Annotated in this window: 22 protein-coding genes; all 22 read left to right on the top strand. The window is 73.8% G+C overall.

What is annotated here, in order from left to right:
• Positions 1-193: 193 nt before the first annotated feature.
• The 22 genes from mraZ to ACZDWJ_RS08070 all read left to right on the top strand — a co-directional run bounded on the left by mraZ (position 194) and on the right by ACZDWJ_RS08070 (position 21,422).
• The gene (gene mraZ, locus ACZDWJ_RS07965; RefSeq protein WP_463520403.1) at positions 194-613 is read left to right on the top strand and encodes a division/cell wall cluster transcriptional repressor MraZ; all 420 of its coding nucleotides are present in this window, start codon (positions 194-196) and stop codon (positions 611-613) included.
• A gap of 232 nt (positions 614-845) precedes the next feature.
• The gene (locus ACZDWJ_RS07970) at positions 846-1,010 is read left to right on the top strand and encodes a hypothetical protein (protein WP_463520404.1); all 165 of its coding nucleotides are present in this window, start codon (positions 846-848) and stop codon (positions 1,008-1,010) included.
• A gap of 5 nt (positions 1,011-1,015) precedes the next feature.
• A complete protein-coding gene (gene rsmH, locus ACZDWJ_RS07975) occupies positions 1,016-2,062 on the top strand; it encodes a 16S rRNA (cytosine(1402)-N(4))-methyltransferase RsmH (protein WP_463520405.1) in 1,047 nt (348 codons plus the stop codon).
• 29 nt (positions 2,063-2,091) lie between these two features.
• Positions 2,092-2,619: a cell division protein FtsL gene (gene ftsL / locus ACZDWJ_RS07980; RefSeq protein ID WP_463520406.1), complete on the top strand. Its 528-nt coding sequence runs from the start codon at positions 2,092-2,094 to the stop codon at positions 2,617-2,619.
• Complete coding sequence (locus ACZDWJ_RS07985; protein ID WP_463520407.1) at positions 2,616-4,475, top strand: peptidoglycan D,D-transpeptidase FtsI family protein; 1,860 nt, start codon at positions 2,616-2,618, stop codon at positions 4,473-4,475. The genes ftsL and ACZDWJ_RS07985 overlap by 4 nt, the downstream gene beginning before the upstream one ends.
• A complete protein-coding gene (locus ACZDWJ_RS07990; protein ID WP_463520408.1) occupies positions 4,472-6,007 on the top strand; it encodes a UDP-N-acetylmuramoyl-L-alanyl-D-glutamate--2,6-diaminopimelate ligase in 1,536 nt (511 codons plus the stop codon). The genes ACZDWJ_RS07985 and ACZDWJ_RS07990 overlap by 4 nt, the downstream gene beginning before the upstream one ends.
• A 64-nt stretch (positions 6,008-6,071) precedes the next feature.
• Positions 6,072-7,163 (top strand): phospho-N-acetylmuramoyl-pentapeptide-transferase, encoded by a 1,092-nt coding sequence (gene mraY, locus ACZDWJ_RS07995; protein ID WP_463520409.1) that lies wholly within the window; start codon positions 6,072-6,074, stop codon positions 7,161-7,163.
• Entirely contained in the window at positions 7,160-8,626 is a 1,467-nt protein-coding gene (murD, locus tag ACZDWJ_RS08000; protein ID WP_463520410.1) for a UDP-N-acetylmuramoyl-L-alanine--D-glutamate ligase, read from the top strand. Before mraY ends, murD begins: the two co-directional genes overlap by 4 nt.
• Positions 8,627-8,662: 36 nt before the next feature.
• The gene (ftsW, locus tag ACZDWJ_RS08005; RefSeq protein ID WP_463520411.1) at positions 8,663-9,922 is read left to right on the top strand and encodes a putative lipid II flippase FtsW; all 1,260 of its coding nucleotides are present in this window, start codon (positions 8,663-8,665) and stop codon (positions 9,920-9,922) included.
• Between the two features lie 32 nt (positions 9,923-9,954).
• Positions 9,955-11,046, top strand: coding sequence for an undecaprenyldiphospho-muramoylpentapeptide beta-N-acetylglucosaminyltransferase (murG, locus tag ACZDWJ_RS08010; protein WP_463520412.1), 1,092 nt, complete (start codon positions 9,955-9,957; stop codon positions 11,044-11,046).
• On the top strand, positions 11,043-12,416 hold the full coding sequence (gene murC / locus ACZDWJ_RS08015) for a UDP-N-acetylmuramate--L-alanine ligase (RefSeq protein WP_463520413.1): 1,374 nt from the start codon (positions 11,043-11,045) through the stop codon (positions 12,414-12,416). Before murG ends, murC begins: the two co-directional genes overlap by 4 nt.
• Positions 12,417-12,419: 3 nt before the next feature.
• On the top strand, positions 12,420-13,160 hold the full coding sequence (locus ACZDWJ_RS08020) for a cell division protein FtsQ/DivIB (protein WP_463520414.1): 741 nt from the start codon (positions 12,420-12,422) through the stop codon (positions 13,158-13,160).
• A 206-nt stretch (positions 13,161-13,366) separates the two neighbouring features.
• Positions 13,367-14,584: a cell division protein FtsZ gene (ftsZ, locus tag ACZDWJ_RS08025; RefSeq protein ID WP_463520415.1), complete on the top strand. Its 1,218-nt coding sequence runs from the start codon at positions 13,367-13,369 to the stop codon at positions 14,582-14,584.
• Between the two features lie 4 nt (positions 14,585-14,588).
• Positions 14,589-15,329 (top strand): peptidoglycan editing factor PgeF, encoded by a 741-nt coding sequence (gene pgeF, locus ACZDWJ_RS08030; RefSeq protein WP_463520416.1) that lies wholly within the window; start codon positions 14,589-14,591, stop codon positions 15,327-15,329.
• The gene (locus tag ACZDWJ_RS08035; protein ID WP_463520417.1) at positions 15,326-16,030 is read left to right on the top strand and encodes a YggS family pyridoxal phosphate-dependent enzyme; all 705 of its coding nucleotides are present in this window, start codon (positions 15,326-15,328) and stop codon (positions 16,028-16,030) included. The genes pgeF and ACZDWJ_RS08035 overlap by 4 nt, the downstream gene beginning before the upstream one ends.
• A gap of 65 nt (positions 16,031-16,095) precedes the next feature.
• Complete coding sequence (locus ACZDWJ_RS08040) at positions 16,096-16,596, top strand: cell division protein SepF (protein WP_463520418.1); 501 nt, start codon at positions 16,096-16,098, stop codon at positions 16,594-16,596.
• A gap of 54 nt (positions 16,597-16,650) precedes the next feature.
• Positions 16,651-16,947 (top strand): YggT family protein, encoded by a 297-nt coding sequence (locus ACZDWJ_RS08045; RefSeq protein ID WP_463520419.1) that lies wholly within the window; start codon positions 16,651-16,653, stop codon positions 16,945-16,947.
• A 172-nt stretch (positions 16,948-17,119) separates the two neighbouring features.
• Positions 17,120-17,872: a DivIVA domain-containing protein gene (locus ACZDWJ_RS08050; RefSeq protein ID WP_463520420.1), complete on the top strand. Its 753-nt coding sequence runs from the start codon at positions 17,120-17,122 to the stop codon at positions 17,870-17,872.
• A gap of 178 nt (positions 17,873-18,050) precedes the next feature.
• Entirely contained in the window at positions 18,051-19,133 is a 1,083-nt protein-coding gene (locus ACZDWJ_RS08055) for a TraR/DksA family transcriptional regulator (RefSeq protein ID WP_463520421.1), read from the top strand.
• 54 nt (positions 19,134-19,187) lie between these two features.
• The gene (gene lspA / locus ACZDWJ_RS08060; RefSeq protein WP_463520422.1) at positions 19,188-19,775 is read left to right on the top strand and encodes a signal peptidase II; all 588 of its coding nucleotides are present in this window, start codon (positions 19,188-19,190) and stop codon (positions 19,773-19,775) included.
• Positions 19,772-20,704, top strand: coding sequence for an RluA family pseudouridine synthase (locus tag ACZDWJ_RS08065; RefSeq protein WP_463520423.1), 933 nt, complete (start codon positions 19,772-19,774; stop codon positions 20,702-20,704). Before lspA ends, ACZDWJ_RS08065 begins: the two co-directional genes overlap by 4 nt.
• A complete protein-coding gene (locus ACZDWJ_RS08070; RefSeq protein WP_463520424.1) occupies positions 20,691-21,422 on the top strand; it encodes a GNAT family N-acetyltransferase in 732 nt (243 codons plus the stop codon). Before ACZDWJ_RS08065 ends, ACZDWJ_RS08070 begins: the two co-directional genes overlap by 14 nt.
• The last annotated feature ends 29 nt before the right edge of the window (positions 21,423-21,451 follow it).

The following is a 21,451-nucleotide window of genomic DNA, read 5'->3' on the forward strand; positions in this document are numbered from 1 at the left end:
GTATTGCCCCCGCTCAACCGCAGGGGAGTCCCGGTGCGGACGCCCGGTGGAGCGCGGTGCCGCCGTCGCAGGGAGGAACGGGGGAGCGAAGGGGGTGATTTGTGGTTGACGGTGGAGCGAAGTGGAGTAGGGTGGTGCGTAGTGGAGGAGACGACCATGCTCCTCCCGTCACCGGAGGTGCGACGTGTTCTTCATGGGCACGTACACGCCGAAGCTCGACGAGAAGGGCCGGCTCTTCCTGCCGGCGAAGTTCAGGGATCGACTCGCGGAGGGGCTCGTGATCACGCAGGGGCAGGAGAAGTGCCTGGTCGTGTGGCCCGAGGACGTCTTCATGCAGGAGGCGTCGCGAGCCCAGTCCACGCCGATGACCAACCGCGACGCCCGCGACTACGCCCGCGTGCTCTTCGCCTCCGCGGAGCAGGGCACGCCCGACAAGCAGGGCCGGGTGGGCATCCCGCTCCACCTGCGCACCTACGCCGCGCTCCAGCGCGACGTCGTCGTCATCGGCGTCATGGACCGCGTCGAGATCTGGGATCCCCAGCGCTGGGCCGACTACTCCTCGGGGGCCTCGGAGAAGTTCGCCGACCTCGACGAGCAGCAGGCCCCGGTCTGACCCTCGCTCCACCCTCCTCCACCACAACTCCACCAGCGATCCGCAGGGCCAGGTCTCAGCCCGCTCCTGTGCTTCTGAGGCACCTTCCCCGGCATCAGAACCACGACGTCTTCCCCGATCCGGAGCGGGCGGGGACCTGGCCCTGCGGCTCGTCGCACCAGCGCCACCGCACCACCGCAGCACCACCGCAGCACCGCCACACTCGCCACGCACTCACCTGGGGTCGACACCGATGAGCAGGACGATCAGCGACACCGCGCCTCCCGCGGCCTCGCGGCCCGCGCGCCGCGTGCGCCAGCAGGTGCGCGACGCCGCGCTGCTCATGGGCTTCTCCGCCGGGCTCGCGCTCGGCTGCGCCGGACTCCTGCTGGCCCTGACCAGCCTCGTGGCGGGCTGAGCGCGATGCCCCGCCCGCTCCACGTCCCGGTGCTGCTCGACCGGGTCGTCGGTCTCCTCGCCCCTGCGCTGGCCCGCCCCGGCTCGGTGCTGATCGACTGCACCCTCGGCCTCGGCGGCCACAGCGAGGCCGTCCTCCAGCGCTGCCCCGAGGCACGGGTGATCGGCGTCGACCGCGACCCCGAGGCGCTGCGTCGGGCGGGGGAGCGCCTCGCGCCCTTCGGCGAGCGGTTCGTCGGCGTCCACGCGGTCTACGACGAGATCCCGCGGGTGCTCGAGGACGTCGGGCTCGCCGCCGGCGAGGTCTCCGGCCTCCTCTTCGACCTCGGCGTCTCCTCCATGCAGCTGGACCTGCGCGAGCGCGGCTTCGCCTACGCCGAGGACGCGCCGCTGGACATGCGCATGGACGGCAGCCGCGGCCGCACCGCCGCCGACGTCCTCAACCAGGCGTCGGTGCCCGAGCTCACCGCGATCCTGCGCGACTACGGCGAGGAGCGGTTCGCCAAGCGGATCGCCGAGGCCGTCGAGCGCGAGCGGGAGAAGGAGCCCTTCACCACCAGCGCCCGCCTCGTCGAGCTGCTCTACGCCACGATCCCGGCTCCGGCCCGTCGCACCGGCGGCCACCCGGCCAAGCGGACCTTCCAGGCCCTGCGCATCGAGGTCAACGACGAGCTCGCGGTGCTGCGCCGGGCGATGCCCGCTGCCCTCGACGCCGTCGGCGTCGGCGGGCGCGTGGTCGTCGAGTCCTACCACTCGCTGGAGGACCGGCTGGTCAAGCAGGCCTTCACGGCCGCGACCCGCCTCGACGTCCCGCCCGACCTGCCCTTCGTGCCCGACGGCGCGGCCCCGCCCTTCACGGCGGTCACGCGCGGCGCGGAGAAGGCCGACGAGGGCGAGATCTCGGACAACCCCCGGGCCGCCTCGGTGCGGCTGCGGGCGGTGGAGCGGGTCCACGACGGACCCGTGCCGCACGCGCAGGACGCGCGCGCAGGACGCGCCGCCGGACACGGCGGCACCAGCAGGGCCCACGGACGCAAGGGAGCGGCGAGATGAGCGAACCGGCACGGACCTCGGCAGGACTCGTGCGGGCACTGCCCCGCGTGGCGGAGGCCGCCGTCGAGCGCGCCCGCCTGCGGGTGGTGCCGCGCACCCGCCGCCGCACCACCCGGGTGCCGTTCGTCAGCCTGGTCACCGTCGTGCTCCTCGGCGGCGTGCTGGGCCTGCTGTTCTTCAACACCTCCATGCAGCAGACGTCCTTCACCATCAGCCGGCTCCAGCAGCAGGCCACGGTGCTCGACGCGCAGCAGGAGGGCCTCGAGATGGACCTCCAGCGCCTCCAGGACCCCCAGACCATCGCTCGCCGCGCCCAGGCGATGGGGATGACCGTCCCCGCGGCGCCGCTCTTCCTCGACCTCGCGAACGACAAGGTCCTCGGCTCCCGCGAGTCCGCGCCGGGCCAGAAGGTGCAGCTCGATCCCGTGCCGCCGCCGCTCCCGGCCTCGCTCGCCCCGCGGCCGAAGGTCGTCGTCGTGCCGCCGGAGGGCACCCTCCCGCAGGAGGCCACCTCCCGCGGCACCACCCGTGAGCGCACCGGTGGGAGCGCCCGATGACCGGCTCGCAGCAGGATCCGCAGCGGCCGCAGCAGGGCCTGCGACGCACCGCCCCGCGCGGAGGCACGCCGGTGCGCCGCGGACGCGCCGGCCTGCGCCTGCGCGCCGGGTTCCTCGCGATCGCCGTCCTGCTCTCGATCTACGGCGGCCGGCTCGTGCAGCTCCAGGCCGTCGACCCCGGCGCCTACGCCAAGCTCGCCGCGAGCGAGGGCACCGTCGACGTCGTGCTGCCCGCCGACCGCGGTCGCATCCTCGACCGCAACGGCGAGGCGCTGGCGGAGTCCTCGGCCGGCCTGATGATCATCGCCGACCCGCAGCTGGTGAACAGCGACAGGTCCGGCAGGCCCGTCGACCGGGCGCCCGAGCTCGCCAAGCTCCTCGCCACCCGCCTGCACCTGGACTACTTCACGATCCTGCCGCGGCTGCGCGCGACCGGCACGCAGTTCCAGTACATCGCCCGGCAGGTGCCCGCCGACCTCGCCACCGAGGTCGTCCAGCTCGCCAAGAACCGGGGCTTCGACGGCCTCAGCACCGAGCGCGACCCGATCCGCGTCTACCCGGCCAAGGACGTCGCCGCCAACCTCATCGGCTTCCTCGGCACCCCGCACGAGGACGGCACCGCGCGACCGCTCGCCGGGTTCGAGCGCACCTTCGACTCGCTGCTGGCCGGCAAGGACGGCTCGGCGCGCTACAGCGTCGACAGCCGTGCCAACGGCAACCGGATCCCGCTCGGCCAGAGCACCGTCGTCCCCGCCAAGGACGGGCAGGACCTCAGCACCACCCTCGACCGCGACCTGCAGTGGTACGTCCAGCGCGTGCTGCGCACCACCGTCGACCAGTCGCGGGCCGAGTCGGGCGTCGCGGTGGTGATGGACACCCGCACCGGGCAGGTCCTCTCCCTGGCCGACTACCCGACCTACGACGCCAACGACCCGCTCGACTCCCCGAAGGCCGACCTCGGCGCCCGCTCGCTCAGCGACGTCTACGAGCCCGGCTCGGTCGAGAAGGTCCTGACGATGTCCTCGCTCATCGACGCCGGCAAGGTCACCGATCGCACCCGCCTCACCGTCCCGGGCTCGCTGGCACGGCAGGACCGCGTCATCCACGACTGGTTCCCGCACGACACCATCCGGCTGACGCTGGCCGGCGTGATCGCGAAGTCCTCCAACATCGGCACCGTGCTCGCCGCCGACCGGTTCGAGCAGGGCCAGCTGCGCTCCTACCTGGACCGCTTCGGCCTGGGCCGCCTGACCGGCGTCGGCGTGCGCGGCGAGGCGCCGGGCATCCTGCCCTCCGGCGCCGCCTGGACCCCCCAGGTGCAGGACCGCATCGCCTTCGGCCAGTCGGTCTCCGTCAACGCCCTGCAGATGGCCGCGGCGGTCAACACCGTCGCGAACGGCGGCGTGCGGGTGGACCCGAGCCTGGTGCTGGGCCACGCCACCACCGACAGCGGCCAGACCGTCGGCTCCGACGACGCCACCACGCGTCGCGTCGTCAGCAGCCAGGCCGCCCGCGAGACCACCGCGATGATGGAGCGCGTCGTCGACCCGGAGGTCGGCGTCGCCCCCGGAGCCCGGGTGCCCGGGTACCGCGTGGCCGGCAAGACCGGCACCGCCCAGCGGGCCAACCCCGACTGCGGCTGCTACGACGGCACCTTCACCGTCTCCTTCGCCGGCTTCGCCCCGGCCGACGACCCGCGCTTCACCGTCTACGTCGTCGTGCAGAACCCGCGCAACGGCGGAGGTGGCGGTTCGGTCGCCGGACCGGCATTCTCCGAGATCATGAGCTACGCCCTGCGCCGCTACGCGGTCCCGCCGACCGGCACGCCCGCCTCCACCCTGCCCGTCACGTGGTGAGCGACCTCCGACCCTCCCGACCGCCCCGCACCCCGCTCGCCGAGGTCGCCGCCTGGCTGGGCCTGGCGGCGCCGACCCCGGGCGCGGACGTCGTCGTCACCGGCGTGAGCCTCGGCTCGCAGCGCGTCGAGCCCGGCGACCTCTACGCCGCGCTCCCGGGCGCCCGCGTGCACGGGGCCGCGTACGCCTCGGACGCCGTCGCGGCGGGCGCGGTGGCCGTGCTCACCGACCCCGTCGGCGCCGCGGTGCTGGCCGAGACCTCCGTCGGCGAGGTCCCGGTGCTGGTGCACGCCGAGCCCCGTCGGATGCTCGGACGCCTCGCGGCGCGCCTGTACGGCGAGCCGGCCGCGGGTCTGCGGATGATCGGGGTCACCGGCACCCAGGGCAAGACCACCACGACCCGGCTGGCCGAGGGCGGCATGGAGCACGGCGGCATCGTCGCCGCCGTCGTCGGCACGGTCGGCACCCGCATCGCCGGTCGCGACGTCCGCACCAGCCTCACGACGCCCGAGGCGCCCGACCTGCACGGCCTGTTCGCGGTCATGCGCGAGCGCGGGGTCGAGGCGTGCGCGATGGAGGTCTCCAGCCACGCCCTGGTCATGGGTCGCGTCGACGGCGTGGTCTTCGACGTCGCGGTGTTCCTCAACCTCGGCCGCGACCACCTCGACTTCCACGCCGACGTCGAGGAGTACTTCCAGGCCAAGGCCTCCCTGTTCACCCCCGAGCGGGCGCGGCTGGGCCTGATCGACGTCGACGACGAGCACGGCCGCCGCCTCGTCGAGCAGGCCCGGGCCGGCGGGCTGCCGGTGCGCACGATGGCGCTGCACCGCGACGCCGCCTGGCGCGCGGTCGACGTCGAGTCCGGCCCCGACGGCTCCACCTTCACCGTGCGCGGGCCCGGCGGCGTCGAGATCGCGGCCCGCTGCCCGCTGGCGGGGGAGTACAACGTCGCCAACACCCTCGCCGCGCTCGCGGCCTGCGCGGAGGCCGGGCTCGACGCCGCCGCCGTCGCCCGCGGCATCGCCGAGGGGCCGGGCGTCCCCGGTCGGCTCGAGCGGGTCGAGGCCGGACAGTCCTTCACCGTCGTCGTCGACTACGCCCACAAGCCCGACGCCGTCGAGGCCGCGATCTCGACGCTGCGGCCCCTGACCGAGGGCCGCGTCATCACCGTGATCGGCGCCGGCGGCGACCGCGACCCGGGCAAGCGACCCCTCATGGGCGAGATCGCCGCCCGCCTGGCCGACGTCCTCATCGTCACCGACGACAACCCGCGCACCGAGGAGCCCGCGACGATCCGCGCCGCGATGCTCGCCGGCGCCCTCGAGGTGCCCGACGCCGACCGCGCCGAGGTGCTGGAGGAGGGCGACCGCCGGGCCGCGATCGCCCGCGCGCTCGCGATGGCCGCGCCCGGCGACATCGTCCTGGTGGCCGGCAAGGGCCACGAGACCGGCCAGGAGGCGCACGGCGTCGTCACCCCGTTCGACGATCGGGAGGTCGTCCGGGCCCTGCTCGGGGCGGGGGAGCCCTCGTGAGCAATCCCACCCCCGCGGCGGGGCATGGTGTGGAACGCCGGGCCGTGGTGGAGAATCGCCGCCGATGAGAGCGATCCTCCTGGGCGGCGGCTTCGCGCTGCTCTTCTCCCTCCTGGGCACCCGTGTGGCCATCACGCAGTTCACGCGCATCGGCTACGGCCAGGAGATCCGCGACGACGGCCCCACCAGCCACCACACCAAGCGCGGCACCCCCACGATGGGCGGCGTCGCGATCGTGCTGTCGGCGGTGCTGGGCTACTTCCTGGCCAAGCTGATCACCCAGGACGTGCCGAGCGCGTCGGCGATGCTGCTGCTCTTCCTGTTCGTCGGCATGGGCATGGTCGGGTTCATCGACGACTTCATCAAGATCTACAAGCAGCGCAGCCTCGGCCTGCGCAGCAAGGCCAAGTTCATCGGCCAGACGGTCATCGCGCTGGTCTTCGGCGGTCTCGCGCTCAGCCCGATGCTCGAGGACGACCGCGGTCAGACCCCGGCCTCCAGTGCCGTGTCCTTCATCCGCGACATCGAGTGGCTGACGCTGCCGGTGGTGCTCGTCATGGTGCTGATCTGGCTGATCGTCACCGCCACCTCGAACGCGGTGAACCTCACCGACGGCCTCGACGGCCTCGCCGCGGGCTCCTCGATGATGGTCTTCGGCGCCTACACGCTGGTGAACATCTGGCAGAACAACCAGTGGTGCGGCCAGCAGGACATCACCTACGGCAGGTGCTACGACGTCCGCGACCCGCTCGACCTCGCGGTCGTCGCGGCCGCGATCACCGGCGCCTGCTTCGGCTTCCTGTGGTGGAACGCCTCCCCGGCGCAGATCTTCATGGGCGACACCGGCTCCCTCGCGCTCGGCGGCGCCGTCGCGGGCCTGGCGATCCTCACTCGCACCGAGCTGCTGCTCATCGTGCTCGGCGGCCTGTTCCTGCTCGAGACCGTCTCGGTGATGCTGCAGGTGGGCACCTTCAAGATCACCCGGCGCCTCACCGGCACCGGGCGCCGCGTCTTCCGCATGACGCCGATCCACCACCACTTCGAGATGCTCGGCTGGGAGCAGGTCACCGTGGTGATCCGGTTCTGGATCATCACCGGCATCTGCGTCGCCGCCGGCCTCGGCATCTTCTACGCCGAGTGGGTCGCGGGCACGTGAGCGACGTCTCGGGCCTGTCCCGCACCAGCGACTGGCAGCCGGTCCGCGCGGTCGTCGCCGGCTTCGGCGTGTCCGGCTTCGCCGCCGCCGACAACCTCCTCCACCTCGGCGCCTCGGTCACCGCGCTCGACGAGTCGTCGGCCGGCAAGGAGGAGCGGGCCGAGCTCCTCGAGGTGCTCGGCGCCGACATCCGCCTGGGCGAGGGCGCCACCGCCACGCTGCCCGACGACGTCGACGTCCTGGTGACCTCGCCGGGCTGGCGCCCCGACACGCCGCTGCTGGCCCAGGCCCGCGCGCGCGGCATCCCGATCTGGGGCGAGGTCGAGCTGGCCTGGCGGCTGCGCGACCCCGAGGCCGCGGCGCCGTGGCTGGCCATCACCGGCACCAACGGCAAGACCACCACCGTCCAGATGCTCGAGGCGATCCTGCGCGCCGAGGGCCTGCGCACGGTGGCCGTGGGCAACGTCGGCCTGCCGATCGTCGAGGCGGTCATGGACCCCACGCCCTACGACGTGCTGGCCGTCGAGCTCTCCAGCTTCCAGCTGCACTACACCGACTCGATGTCGGCCCAGGCCGCCGCGGTGCTCAACCTCGCCGAGGACCACCTCGACTGGTACCCCGACATGGCCGCCTACGCCGCCGACAAGGGCCGCATCTACGAGCGCGTCCAGCGGGCCTGCGTCTACAACGTGGCCGACCCCGTCACCGAGCGCCTGGTGCGCGAGGCCGAGGTCGTCGAGGGCGCGCGGGCCATCGGCTTCACCCTCGGCATGCCGAGCATCGGCCAGGTCGGCCTGGTCGAGGACATCCTGGTCGACCGTGCCTTCATCGAGGAGCGCGCCACCAGCGCCGCCGAGCTGTGCACGATCGGGGACCTCGCCTCCGACGCGCCCCACTACGTCGCCAACGCCCTGGCCGCCGCGGCGCTCGCGCGGGCGCACGGCGTCAGCCAGCGCGCGGTGCAGCAGGGGCTCACCGGCTTCCGGCCCGACGGCCACCGGATCGAGACCGTGGCCGTCGCCGACGGCGTCACGTGGGTCGACGACTCCAAGGCCACCAACCCGCACGCCGCCCTCGCGTCGCTGCGGGCCTACGAGCCGGTCGTCTGGATCGCCGGCGGCCTGGCCAAGGGCGCCCGCTTCGAGGAGCTGGTCGAGGCGGTGCGGGGACGACTGCGCGGCGTCGTGCTCCTCGGTGCCGATCGCGACGTCGTCGCCGAGGCTCTGGCGCGACACGCGCCGGATGTGCCGGTGATCGACACTGGGGCACGTGAGACTGGTGTGACTGATGAGGATGACCCCATGACGCGGGTCGTGGCCGCGGCCGCCGAGCTCGCCCAGCCGGGCGACACCGTGCTGCTCGCGCCGGGATGCGCGTCGATGGACATGTTCACCAGCTACGCCGCCCGCGGGGACGCCTTCGCGGCGGCGGTCCGGAGCCGACTCGGCGGCGCCGGAGGCTGAGCACCCCGGAGCACTCACGCAGGAAGGGCGGAGGTCATGACGACCGCGAATCCCGAGGACACCCAGTACCTCGCCCCGCCCGCCCGGCGCGGCTCCGTCCGTGCCCTGGTGGAGTCCGCCCGCGAGGCGCTCGATCGGCCGCTCACCGCCTACTACCTGCTGCTGGGCGCCTCCGGGCTCCTGCTGCTCATCGGCCTGATCATGGTGATGAGCGCCTCGAGCGTGTACTCCTACGAGATGAACGACGGCAACTCCTACGCCGTCGTCCTGCGCCAGCTGATGTGGGTCTGCATCGGCCTCCCGTGCGCCTTCATCGCCAGCCGGATGCCGCAGCGCGTCATCCGCGCCTTGGCGATGCCGGCCTTCGGCCTCTCGCTCCTGCTGCTGGTCGCGACGATGTTCGTCGGCGAGCGCATCAACGGCAACCAGAACTGGCTGGCCGTCGGCCCGGTGCAGATCCAGCCGGCCGAGGTCGCCAAGCTCGCGATCGTCCTGTGGGTCGCCCACATCTACGCGAACAAGGAGCGGCGCCTGGTGCGCCTTCACGAGTTCGTCGTCCCGGTCGTCCCCGGCGTCGTCCTGCTGACCCTGCCGGTCATCCTCGGCCGCGACCTCGGCACCGCGCTGGTCTTCTTCGCCATCATGGTCGGGATGCTCTGGGTGGTCGGCGCACCCGGCAAGCTCTTCGGCTTCGCCATCCTCGCCGTCACCGTGCTGGCCTTCGGCCTGGCCGGCACCGACCAGGAGCGCGTCACGCGCCTGATGAACTTCGCCGACCCGATGAAGGACTACCACGACGCCGGCTGGCAGCCGGCCCACGGCCTGTTCGCCCTGGCCACCGGCGGCTTCTTCGGCGAGGGCATCGGCGCCTCGCGCCAGAAGTGGGGTCAGCTGCCCGAGGCCCACACCGACTTCATCTTCGCCGTGCTCGGCGAGGAGCTCGGCCTGGTCGGCACGCTCCTGGTGATCGGGCTGTTCCTCACCATCGCCTACGCCGCGATCCGCGTCGCGCGTCAGACCCAGGACACCTTCGTCCGCTACGTCACCTTCGGCATCGTGGTGTGGCTGCTGGGCCAGATGATCATCAACATCGGCATGGTCCTGGCGATGCTGCCGGTCATCGGCATCCCGCTCCCGCTCGTCTCCTACGGCGGCTCCGCGCTGGTGCCCTCGCTGGTGGCGCTGGGGCTGGTGATCGGGTTCGCCCGGCGCGAGCCCGAGGCCGCCCGCGCGCTCGCGCAGCGCAAGCGCAGCCGGAGCACCGGGATCGCCGCCTCCGCAGCCCGGCGTCGCTGATCGGGCCGCGCTCCGGCTAGGTTGTACGACCGATGCGCGTCCTGCTCGCCGGCGGTGGAACCGCCGGCCACACCTCGCCCCTGATCGCCACCGCCGACGCCCTGCGCCGGCTCCGACCCGACGTCGAGATCACCTGCCTCGGCACCGAGCGGGGCCTGGAGACCACCGTCGTCCCGGCCGCCGGCTACCCGCTCGAGCTCGTGCCGCCGGTGCCGCTGCCGCGGCGCCCCGGCGCCGACCTCGCCCGGGTCCCCGGCCGCCTGCGCGGCGCGATCCGCGCCACCGAGGCCGTCATCGACCGCGTGCGGCCCGACGTCGTCGTCGGCTACGGCGGCTACGTCGCCGTGCCGGCCTACCTCGCCGCACGGCGCCGGCACCTGCCGCTGGTGGTGCACGAGCAGAACACCGTCCCCGGCATCGCGAACAAGCTCGGCGCCCGCCTGGCGCGCCGGGTCGCGGTCAGCTTCCCCGGCACCCCGCTGCGGCACGCCGAGCACGTCGGCCTGCCGATCCGCACGATGATCTCCGGGCTCGACCGGCCCGCGCTGCGGGCCGAGGCCCGCGCGTCCTTCGGCCTCGACGCCGATCGCCCGACGCTGCTGGTCACCGGCGGCTCCCAGGGCGCCCGCCGCCTCAACCAGCAGATCTCCGCCGCCGCGCCCGCCCTCGCCGCCGCCGGCGTCCAGGTGCTGCACGTCCAGGGCAAGCACGGCGGCGCCGAGCCGCCGGCACCGGCTGACCCGTCCGGCTCCCCGGTCCCGTACGTCGTCGTCGACTACGTCGACCGCATGGACCTCGCCTACGCCGCCGCCGACCTCACCGTCTGCCGGGCGGGCGCCAACAGCGTCACCGAGGCGGCCGCCGTGGGCCTGCCCGCGGTGCTCGTGCCCCTCGAGATCGGCAACGGCGAGCAGTACCGCAACGCGCTGCCGGTCGTCGAGGCCGGCGGGGCGCTCATGGTCCGCGACGCCGAGCTCACGACCGCCTGGGTGCTCGAGCACGTGCCGGCCCTGCTCACCGACCCCGACCGCCTCACCGCGATGGGGGCGGCGGCCTCGGCCCTCATCCCGCGCGACGCCGACGAGCGGCTGGCCCGCATCGTGCTCGAGGTGGCCGGCGCATGAGGCTGCCCGTCCCCGAGGAGCGGATCCCCGCCGAGGAGCTCGAGCGCGTCCACCTCATCGGCCTCGGCGGCGCCGGGCTCTCCGGCATCGCCCGCATCATGCTGGCCCGCGGGGTCGAGGTCAGCGGCAGCGACGGCGTCGACTCGCCCACCCTGGCGGCGCTGCGCGCCCTGGGCGCCACCGCCCACCACGGTCACGACGCCCGTCACCTCGACCACCTGCGCGACGGCGACGTCGTCGTGGTCTCCACCGCGGTGCACGAGGACAACCCGGAGTACCAGGAGGCCGTGCGTCGCGGTCTGCGGCTGTGGCCGCGCTCCACGGCGCTGGTCTCGGTGATGCTCGGCCGCACCGTCGTCGCGGTGGCCGGCACCCACGGCAAGACCACCACCACCTCGCTGCTCACCGTCGCGCTGCAGGAGGCGGGCGCCGACCCGGCCTACGCCATCGGCGGCGACCTCGCGGCCACCGGCGTCAACGCCGCCGACGGCACCGGGCCGCTGTTCGTCGCGGAGTCCGACGAGAGCGACGGCGCCTTCCTCCACTACCGCCCGCACGCCGCGATCGTCACCAACGTCGACGCCGACCACCTCGACACCTGGGGCACGCCGGAGGCGTACGCCGCGGCCTTCGACGACTTCATCGCCACCCTGGACCCCGACGGCTTCCTCGTGGTGGTCGCCGACGACCCCGGCGCGGCCGCCCTCGGCGCTCGCCACGAGGCCGCCGGCGGACGGGTCCTGCGGGTCTCGGCCCGCACCGACGACGGCGTCGACCTCGGCCCGGCGGCGCTCGACGGCGTCACGCTGTGGTCGCCCGGCGAGCACTACCGCGCCGACGCGCTGGCCGCGCTCGCCGCCGCGCTCGAGCTCGGCCACGACCGCGACGCCCTGCTGCGCGGCCTCGCGTCCTACACCGGCACCAAGCGCCGCATGGAGCGCAAGGGCGAGGCCGCCGGCGTGCGCGTCTACGACTCCTACGCCCACCACCCCACCGAGATCGTCGGCGACCTCGAGGCCGCCCGGGCGATCGCGGGGGAGGGGCGCGTCGTCGTCGCCTTCCAGCCGCATCTGGTCTCGCGCACCCGCATCTTCGCCGACCAGATGGGCGTCGCGCTCGGCGCGGCCGACGAGGTCGTCGTCCTCGACGTCTACCTCGCGCGGGAGCCGGCCGACCCCGCCGTCACCGGCGCGCTGGTCGCCGACGCCGTGCCGCTGCCGGCCGGCCGGGTGCTGTTCGAGCCCGACCGCGCCCGCGTCGTCGACGCCCTGCTCGAGCGCGCCCGCCCCGGCGACCTCGTGCTCACCCTGGGCGCCGGCGACGTCACCGCGCTCGGTCCCCAGGTCCTCGCCGCGCTCGGGGACGCCTGAGCCATGGAGCTGCGACGCCGTCCCCTCGACGCCGACGAGCGCGCCCGCCGCGCGTTCGCCCGGCGCCAGTGGGCGCGCCGTCGCCTCACCCTGCGCTGGCTGGTGGCGCTCGCGGTCGTGATCGTGCTGGTCGCGGGCTCGGCGTGGGCGGTGTGGTTCTCCTCGTGGCTCTCGGTGCGCGACGTCGAGGTCACCGGCACCAGCCAGCTGAAGGCGTCCGCCGTCGAGGCGGCCGCCCAGGTGCCGCGCGGCGAGCCGCTCGCCGAGGTCGACCTCGACCGCATCCGCGCCCGGGTGCAGGCCCTGGCCGGCGTCGCCTCGGCCGACGTCACCCGCTCCTGGCCGCACAGCGTGCGCATCGCGGTCACCGAGCGCCAGGTCGTCGCGGTGGTGCGCATCGGAGGGCTGCTGCGCGGCCTCGACGAGGACGGCTCGGTGTTCCGCTCCTTCAGCAAGGCGCCCGCGGGGCTGCCGCTGATCCAGAGCGCGGCCGGCACCACCGCGCGCGCCCTGGCCGAGGCCGCGAAGGTCGTCACCTCGCTGGACCCCGCGCTGGCCGCGAAGGTCGACCACGTCGGCGTCGCCACCATCGACCGCATCTCCCTGGCCCTGCGCGACGGCCGCACGGTCGAGTGGGGGAGCAGCGCGTCCTCGGACCAGAAGGCCGAGGTGCTCGCCGTCCTGCTGCGCCAGAAGGCGAAGGTCTACGACGTCTCGGTGCCCTCGCGGCCGACGACCCGCTGAACCACTGCGCTGGACCGGGATCCGTCCCGAAATGCCGCGACACGCGGCGCGCCTGCGCGGTCCGACGCACGCGCGAACCTACTGTCGTGCCCACGACGAGGTTGACATAACTATAACCCTCTACCAGAGGGTCAGAGTTAGGGAACGGCCCCGCCGGACGACCCTTCCAGAACCCAGCTCCACCACCCAGCGAGAGGCGAGCCGCCATGGGCGCAGCACAGAACTACCTGGCCATCATCAAGGTCGTCGGCATCGGCGGCGGCGGCGTCAACGCCGTCAACCGCATGATCGAGGTCGGTCTGAAGGGCGTGGAGTTCATCGCCATCAACACCGACGCGCAGGCTCTGCTGATGAGCGACGCCGACGTCAAGCTCGACATCGGCCGCGAGCTCACCCGCGGTCTCGGCGCCGGCGCCAACCCCGACGTGGGCGCCCGGGCCGCCGAGGACCACGCCGACGAGATCGAGGAGGTGCTCAAGGGCGCCGACATGGTCTTCGTCACCGCCGGCGAGGGCGGCGGCACCGGCACCGGCGGCGCGCCCGTCGTCGCGCGCATCGCCCGCTCGCTGGGCGCGCTGACCATCGGCGTCGTCACCCGTCCCTTCGCCTTCGAAGGCCGTCGCCGCGCCAACTCCGCCGAGGAGGGCATCGCCGGGCTCCGCGAGGAGGTCGACACCCTGATCGTCATCCCGAACGACCGCCTGCTCTCGATCAGCGACCGCAACGTCTCGGTGCTCGACGCCTTCAAGCAGGCCGACCAGGTGCTGCTGCAGGGCGTCTCGGGCATCACCGACCTCATCACCACCCCGGGCCTGATCAACCTCGACTTCGCCGACGTGAAGTCGGTCATGGCCAACGCCGGCTCCGCGCTCATGGGCATCGGCTCGGCCCGCGGCGAGGACCGCTCGGTGGCCGCCGCCGAGATGGCCGTCTCCAGCCCGCTGCTCGAGGCCAGCATCGACGGCGCCCACGGCGTCCTGCTCTCCATCGCCGGCGGCTCCGACCTCGGCCTCTTCGAGATCAACGAGGCCGCCGCGCTCGTCGCCCAGGCCGTGCACGCCGAGGCGAACATCATCTTCGGCGCCACGATCGACGACGCCCTCGGCGACGAGGTGCGCGTCACCGTCATCGCGGCCGGCTTCGACGGCGGCACCCCGAAGCGCCGCGACGAGGGCACCGTCCTGCGTCGCGAGCCCAAGGCGACCACCGCGCCGGCGCAGGCCACCCCCGAGGAGACCCGCGCCGCCGTCGGCGCCGCCCTCGGCCAGTCCGCGTCCGCCCCGGTCGAGGAGCGCGCCGCGGTGGCCCCGAGCCGCCCGGCCGCCCCGGCGCCGACCCAGTCGGCCCCCGCGACCCCGCGTCCGGCCCCGCGTCCGGTCCAGTTCGACGACGACGAGCTCGACGTCCCCGACTTCCTGAAGTGAGCGCGTGTTCCTGACCCGCGAGCGTCTCGGCCCCGTCGAGCTGGCCTTCACCGACCGGCTCGGCGGGGTCAGCGCGTACCCGTACGACCAGCTCAACCTCGCGCTGGAGGGCGGTGACGACCCCGAGGCCGTCGCCCGGAACCTCGCGCTCGTCCAACGCGAGCTCGGCCCCGACGACGCCCTCGCCGACCTGCGACAGGTGCACGGCCGGGGGGTGGCCGTGGTCGACGACGCCACCCCGCTCGGCGACGCCTACGAGCGGCCCGAGGCCGACGCCATCGTCACCGCCCGCCCCGGCGTCACGCTGCTGGTGCGGGTGGCCGACTGCGTCCCGATCCTGCTGGCCGACCCCGACGCCCGCGTCGTCGGCGCGGTCCATGCCGGGCGCGAGGGCCTCATGGCCGGGGTCGTCCCGGCCGCGCTGACCGAGCTCGAGCGGCTCGGAGCCCGGCGCGTGCGGGCCTGGATCGGCCCTCACGTCTGCGGCCACTGCTACGAGGTGCCCTTCGCGATGCGCGAGGAGGTCGGCGCGGCGCACCCCGAGGCCGTCTCCACGACCTGGTCGGGCACGCCGTCGCTCGACCTCGGCGCCGCCGTCGCCGCCCAGCTCACGGAGGCGGGCGCCGAGGTCACCCGCCTCGAGGCGTGCACCAAGCAGCGCGCCGACCTCTACTCCCACCGCCGCGACGGCGCCGAGGCCGGCCGTCTCGGGGCCCTCGTGCGGATCGCACCGGAGGGATCGTGAGCACCGCCGAGCGCGCCGAGCAGCTCGGCACCGGGCTGCGCACGGTCCGCGAGCGGATCGCCCGGGCCGCCGAGGCGGCCGACCGCGACCCCGCCGACGTCGGGCTCGTGGTCGTCACCAAGTTCTTCCCGGCCTCCGACGTGCGGCTGCTCGCCGACCTCGGCGTCACCGACGTCGGGGAGAACCGGCACCAGGAGGCCGAGCAGAAGGCCGCCGACTGCGCCGACCTCGGCCTGCGCTGGCACTTCATCGGCGGCCTGCAGAGCAACAAGGCCGCGGCCGTGGCCCGCTACGCCGACGTCGTGGAGTCCGTCGACCGCGCCAAGCTCCTCGGGCCGCTCGCCCGCGGTGCCGCCGAGCGTCCCGCAGGTCGCCCCGTCGAGGTGCTGCTGCAGGTCAGCCTCGACCCGCCCGACGCCGACCACCGCGCCGGCGTCGCCCCCGACGCCCTCGTCGAGCTGGCCGCTCGCGCCGCCTCGACCGACGGGCTGCGCCTGGCCGGTCTGATGGCCGTGGCGCCCCTGGGGGAGGACCCCGCGGCCGCCTTCGCGCGGCTCGCCGAGGTCCGCACCGCCTTCCTCGCCGAGCATCCCGAGGCGGGTCTCCTCTCGGCCGGCATGAGCGGCGACCTCGAGCAGGCGATCGCCCGCGGCGCGACACACGTGCGCGTCGGCTCGGCAATCCTCGGTCCGAGGCCATGAGTCCGTTAGGTTCACATCCAACAGCGCCCGCAGGGCGCGCTGCTACCCGCGAAGGACGGTAGGTCATGAGTGGCGCGATGCGCAGGATCGGGGAGTACCTCGGCCTGCTCGAGGACACCGGCCGATACGACGACTTCGACGGTGAGGACGACTACACCCAGGAGACGCAGGCCGTCGCGGTGGCACGCACGCCGCGTCCCACGGCCGTGCGCGAGCCCCGCGCGTCGGTCTCCGACCTCGCCGAGCGCCGCCGACCGGCGAGCGGCCCGATCGCCGCGGTGGCCGAGTTGAGCCGCATCATCACCGTGCACCCCACCACGTACAACGAGGCCCGCACGATCGGGGAGCACTTCCGCGACGGCACCCCGGTGATCATGAACCTCACCGAGATGGGCGACGCCGACGCCAAGCGCCTGGTCGACTTCGCCGCCGGCCTCGTCTTTGCCACGCGTGGCACGATCGAGCGCGTCACCAACAAGGTGTTCCTGCTCTCGCCCCCGAACGTCACCGTGACGGCCGAGGACCGCGAGCGGATCGCCGAAGGCGACTTCTTCAACCAGAGCTGACGCGGCGGGCCCGAGGCCCGCTGCCTCGACCCCCAGCAGGAGGACCCGACCGACGTGGAGATCGCCGGCACCATCATCTACGTCGTCCTGATCGTCTTCCTGGCGTTCATGTGGGTGCGCTTCGTCGTCGACTGGGTGATGGTCTTCGCCCGCTCGTGGTCGCCCACCGGGATCCTGCTGGTCCTGCTGGAGGCCGTCTACTCGGTCACCGACCCGCCCATCAAGGCCGTGCGACGCGTCATCCCGCCGCTGCGGCTGGGCGGCTTCGCGCTCGACCTGGGCTTCCTGCTGGTGATGGTGATCGCCTACGTGCTGCTCAGCGTGAACAACCGACTGCTGCTGCAGGGGTGAGGTCGGGGACGGCCCCGAGTCGTCCACATGCCCCCGCAGATCACACCAGCCCCACAGATGGGGCTATTGTTCGATCCGACGTACTCGAGACGTCGCTGACGCGCATCCGGGAGCACCCCGGTCGCCGCGCTCGGCCGGTTCCCGAGTGTTCCCCGATGAGATAGGTGAGGTCATGCCGCTGACGCCTGAGGACGTGTCCAACAAGCGCTTTACGCCGGTCCGGCTGCGCGAGGGCTACGACATGGGTGAGGTCGACCAGTTCCTCGACGAGGTGGAGGCCGAGCTGGCCCGCCTGACGAAGGAGAACGACGACCTGCGGGCCAAGCTCTCCAGCGTGCAGAGCGGCACGGCCGCCCCCGTCGAGAAGCCCCAGCCCGTCGCGGCCCCGGCTCCGGTGCCCGCTCCGGTGCCGACGCCCGCCCCGGCTCCCGCTGCGCCCGCTGCGGCTCCCGCTGCCGAGGCCGGCGTGCAGACGATCCGCGTCGAGACGGTCCCCGAGGCCTCCAACGCCGCGGCCCGCCTGCTCGAGATCGCCACCCGCAACGCCGACGAGCTGGTCGAGGACGCCAAGAACCAGGCCGACAAGATCATCGGCGAGGCTCGCACCAAGGCCGAGCGCCTCGAGGGCGAGGCCAAGACCCGTGCCGAGCGTCTCGAGACCGACGCCCACACCCGGGCCCAGATGCTCGACTCCGAGACCTCCGAGCGTCGCCAGCAGATGTTCGGCGACCTCGAGCGCGAGCGCGACAAGCTCAGCACCGAGGTGGAGAACCTGCGCTCCTTCGAGCGCGAGTACCGCTCCCGCCTCAAGAGCTACTTCAGCCAGCAGCTGGAGGCCCTGGCCAGCTCCGGCGAGGCCGGCTCGGTCGACGAGACCCGCGCGCCGAAGCGTCTGCGCTCGATCCTCGGCGACGACGAGGGCTGAGCCCTCCCGCACGTCCACGAGCCCCCCGGCCGATCGGCCGGGGGGCTCGTGCGTCGTCGCGGCCCCCGATCGGCCGCTCATCCCTCCGGCGCGTTCGTTGAAGCCGAACCCGGCCAGGCATTAGCCTCCGGGCACCGCGCGGGCCCGCACGGCCCGTGCTGAGGAGAGGGAGCTCCCCATGGCACGCACGCCCCGCCGACTCGCCGGCCAGGCCGCCACCGCCGCCCGCAAGGCCCTGCGCCGCGGGGAGAAGGCCGCGGACCCGGTCGCGGAGGCGGCTCCCGCGAAGAAGGCGGCGTCGAAGAAGGCCGCTCCGGCGAAGAAGATCGCGACCAAGGCCGCCGCTCCGGCGAAGAACGCCGCGCCCGTGAAGGAGGCGGCGTCGAAGGCCGCGCCTGCGAAGAAGGCGGCCCCCGCGAAGAAGGCCGCGACCAAGGCCGCCGCATCGACCAAGAAGGCCGCTCCCGCGAAGAAGACCGCACCGGCGAAGAAGACCGCGCCTGCGAAGAAGACCGCGCCTGCGAAGAAGACCGCGCCCGCGAAGAAGACCGCGACCCAGGCCGCCGCACCGACCAAGAAGGCCGCTCCCGCGAAGAAGACCGCGCGCGCGAAGAAGGCCGCGACCCAGGCCGCCGCACCGGCGAAGAAGGCCGCTCCCGCGAAGAGGACCGCGACCAAGGCGGCCCCCGCGAAGAAGGCCGCGCCCGCGGCGAAGGCCCCTGGGGCGGGCGGAGTTGGAGCGACCGGGAACACTACTGGCCGGAGCGCTCGCATCTCGGGGCGCGAAGCCAGCCCCTCGACCACTCCCAGGAAGAAGACGCCCGCCGTGTCGCAGGCAGAGACCCGCACCGCCCGCAAGGCGTCCGCCGCCACCCTCGTCGTCAAGGAGGGCGAGGAGGCCTGGAGCAAGGCCGAGCTCGACGAGGTCCTCACCGAGCTCCGTGAGCAGCAGACCCACAGCCGCGAGGTGGTGGCCGGGCTCGAGCAGGAGCTCTCGCATCTCATGCGCGACTCCGGCGACGGCGCCGGCCACGACCAGGCCGACGTCGGCTCCTCGAGCTTCGAGCGCGACCACGAGCTGAGCGTGCTGAACAACGAGCTGGAGAAGCTCGCCCAGATCGAGCGGGCCCTGGGCCGCATCGACGACGGCACCTACGGGGTGTGCGAGTCGTGCAGCGGCCCGATCGGCAAGCTGCGCCTCATGGCCTTCCCGCGCGCGACGCTGTGCATGACCTGCAAGCAGCGCGAGGAGCGTCGCTGACGGCTCTCGCCGAGGCGGCTCCCGCGCCAGCGGTGTGGGAGACTCGTCGACGACATGAGTGAAGCCGCACCCGCGTCGCCGGACGCCGTCGAGCGCCGCAGTCGCGCCCGCCTCCTGTTCGCGACGGTCGCGCTCGTCGCGTACGCCGTCGACCTGGTCACCAAGGTCCTGGCGGTCGAGCACCTCGAGGGCCGGCCCGACGTCCGCGTGATCGGCGACCTCCTCCAGCTGCACCTGACGCGCAATCCCGGCGCGGCGTTCAGCACCGGCACCGGCTTCACCGCCGGGCTCAGCGTGCTGGCCATCGTCGCCGTGGGCGTCGTGCTGTTCTTCGCCCGGCGCCTGGCCACGCCGCTGTGGGCCGTCGGTCTCGGCCTGCTGCTGGCCGGCGTCGCCGGCAACCTCACCGACCGGCTCGTGCGCGCCCCCGGGCCGCTGCGCGGGCACGTCGTCGACTTCCTCATGCTGCCGAACTGGCCGATCTTCAACGTCGCCGACATCTGCATCAACGCCGCGGCCGCGGTGATCCTGCTGCAGACCTTCCGCGGCATCCGCCTCGACGGCCGTCGCATCGAGGCCGAGGAGCCGGCGCCCGCCGTGGCCCACACCCGCAAGCACGCCGCGGGGGAGGAGCGCCCGTGAACGCCGACCACCGCACCCTCCCGGTGCCCGACGGACTGGCCGGCGAGCGCGTCGACGCCGCCATCGCGCGCATGTTCGGGCTCTCCCGCACCCGCGCGGCCGACCTCATCGTCGAGGGCCACGTCCTCATCGACGGCGCGCGCGTCGGCAAGAGCGACCGCGTCGTGCCCGGCTCGATGCTCGAGGTGTCGATCCCGAGCATGGTCGACCCGCTCGAGGTGGTGCCCGAGATCGTCGAGGGCATCAAGATCATCCACGACGACGACTCCATCGTCGTGATCGACAAGCCCGTCGGCGTCGCCGTGCACCCCTCGCCGGGCTGGAGCGGCCCGACGGTCGTCGGCCACCTGGCCGGCGCCGGCTTCCGCATCGCCACGAGCGGGGCCTCGGAGCGGCAGGGCATCGTCCAGCGCCTCGACGTCGGCACCTCCGGCGTCATGGTCATCACGAAGTCCGAGCACGCCTACTCGGTGCTGAAGAACGCCTTCCGGCACCGCACGGTCGACAAGACCTACCACGCGCTGGTGCAGGGCCATCCCGACCCACTCGAGGGCACCGTCGACGCCCCCATCGGCCGCCATCCGAAGGCCGACTACAAGTTCGCCGTCATGGCCGACGGCCGGCCCAGCGTCACCCACTACGAGACCCTCGAGGCGCACCGCTTCGCCAGCCTCCTGCAGATCCACCTCGAGACCGGCCGCACCCACCAGATCCGGGTGCACATGGCGGCGCTCAAGCACCCCTGCGTCGGCGACCTCACCTACGGCGCCGACCCCACCCTGGCACGGCGCGTGGGGCTGGAGCGGCAGTGGCTGCACGCCGTGAGGCTGGGCTTCGAGCACCCGGACACCGGCGAGCAGGTGAGCTACGAGTCGACCTACCCCGACGACCTCGCCCGCGCGCTCGAGGTGATCCGTGGCTCCGACTGACCTGCTGCTGCGGCCGGCCACTCCGGCCGACCTGCCGGGCGTCGGAGAGCTCTTCTGGCGCACCCGCGCGGCGGCGGTGCCGGCGATGCCGGCGGTCGTCCACGACCACGACTCCGTGCTCCGGCACTTCTCCGGCCTCCTCGACGACCCCGCCCGGGAGATCTGGGTGGCCGAGTCCGCGGGCGCGCTGACGGGCTTCCTGGTCGTCGTCGGCGCCTGGCTCGACGACCTCTACGTCGACCCCGCCCACCAGGGCGACGGCGTCGGCACGGCGCTGCTGGAGCTCGCGCGGAGCCTGCGACCCGACGGCTTCGAGCTGTGGGTCTTCGCCTCCAACGAGACCGCCCGGGCGTTCTACGCCCGGCACGGCCTCGTCGAGCTCGAGACCACGGACGGGTCGGGCAACGAGGAGGGCGCCCCCGACGTCCGGATGGCCTGGCCGGGCGCCGATCCGCTGGCCTTCCTGCGCCGGCGCATCGACGACGTCGACGCCCTGCTCGGGGACCTCCTGGCCCGCCGGGTGGCGCTCACGGCCGCGATCCAGCCGCTCAAGGCGCCCGGCGCCGGGCGCGATCCGCACCGCGAGGCCGCCTGCGCGGCCGGCGTGGCGGCGCGGGTCCCCGGGCTCCCCGGCGAGGGCGTCGCGCGGATCCTCGACGCCATCATCACCGAGAGCCTCGCGGCCCTCGCCGACACCCGGACTGTCGGCGGCCCCTGACACGATCCGGGTCGACGGTCGCCTAGACT

It is taken from the genome of Nocardioides sp. B129/18 (genome assembly GCF_055282735.1).

What these genes read in the sequence shown, in the direction of transcription:
- ACZDWJ_RS07970 (WP_463520404.1), top strand. Translation starts at nt 846, where the DNA reads ATGAGCAGGACGATCAGCGACACCGCGCCTCCCGCGGCCTCGCGGCCC.
- mraY (WP_463520409.1), top strand. Translation starts at nt 6,072, where the DNA reads ATGAGAGCGATCCTCCTGGGCGGCGGCTTCGCGCTGCTCTTCTCCCTC.
- lspA (WP_463520422.1), top strand. Translation starts at nt 19,188, where the DNA reads ATGAGTGAAGCCGCACCCGCGTCGCCGGACGCCGTCGAGCGCCGCAGT.
- murC (WP_463520413.1), top strand. Translation starts at nt 11,043, where the DNA reads ATGAGGCTGCCCGTCCCCGAGGAGCGGATCCCCGCCGAGGAGCTCGAG.
- ftsW (WP_463520411.1), top strand. Translation starts at nt 8,663, where the DNA reads ATGACGACCGCGAATCCCGAGGACACCCAGTACCTCGCCCCGCCCGCC.
- murG (WP_463520412.1), top strand. Translation starts at nt 9,955, where the DNA reads ATGCGCGTCCTGCTCGCCGGCGGTGGAACCGCCGGCCACACCTCGCCC.
- ACZDWJ_RS08020 (WP_463520414.1), top strand. Translation starts at nt 12,420, where the DNA reads ATGGAGCTGCGACGCCGTCCCCTCGACGCCGACGAGCGCGCCCGCCGC.
- rsmH (WP_463520405.1), top strand. Translation starts at nt 1,016, where the DNA reads ATGCCCCGCCCGCTCCACGTCCCGGTGCTGCTCGACCGGGTCGTCGGT.
- ACZDWJ_RS07985 (WP_463520407.1), top strand. Translation starts at nt 2,616, where the DNA reads ATGACCGGCTCGCAGCAGGATCCGCAGCGGCCGCAGCAGGGCCTGCGA.
- ACZDWJ_RS08040 (WP_463520418.1), top strand. Translation starts at nt 16,096, where the DNA reads ATGAGTGGCGCGATGCGCAGGATCGGGGAGTACCTCGGCCTGCTCGAG.
- mraZ (WP_463520403.1), top strand. Translation starts at nt 194, where the DNA reads ATGGGCACGTACACGCCGAAGCTCGACGAGAAGGGCCGGCTCTTCCTG.
- ACZDWJ_RS08055 (WP_463520421.1), top strand. Translation starts at nt 18,051, where the DNA reads ATGGCACGCACGCCCCGCCGACTCGCCGGCCAGGCCGCCACCGCCGCC.
- ACZDWJ_RS08050 (WP_463520420.1), top strand. Translation starts at nt 17,120, where the DNA reads ATGCCGCTGACGCCTGAGGACGTGTCCAACAAGCGCTTTACGCCGGTC.
- ftsZ (WP_463520415.1), top strand. Translation starts at nt 13,367, where the DNA reads ATGGGCGCAGCACAGAACTACCTGGCCATCATCAAGGTCGTCGGCATC.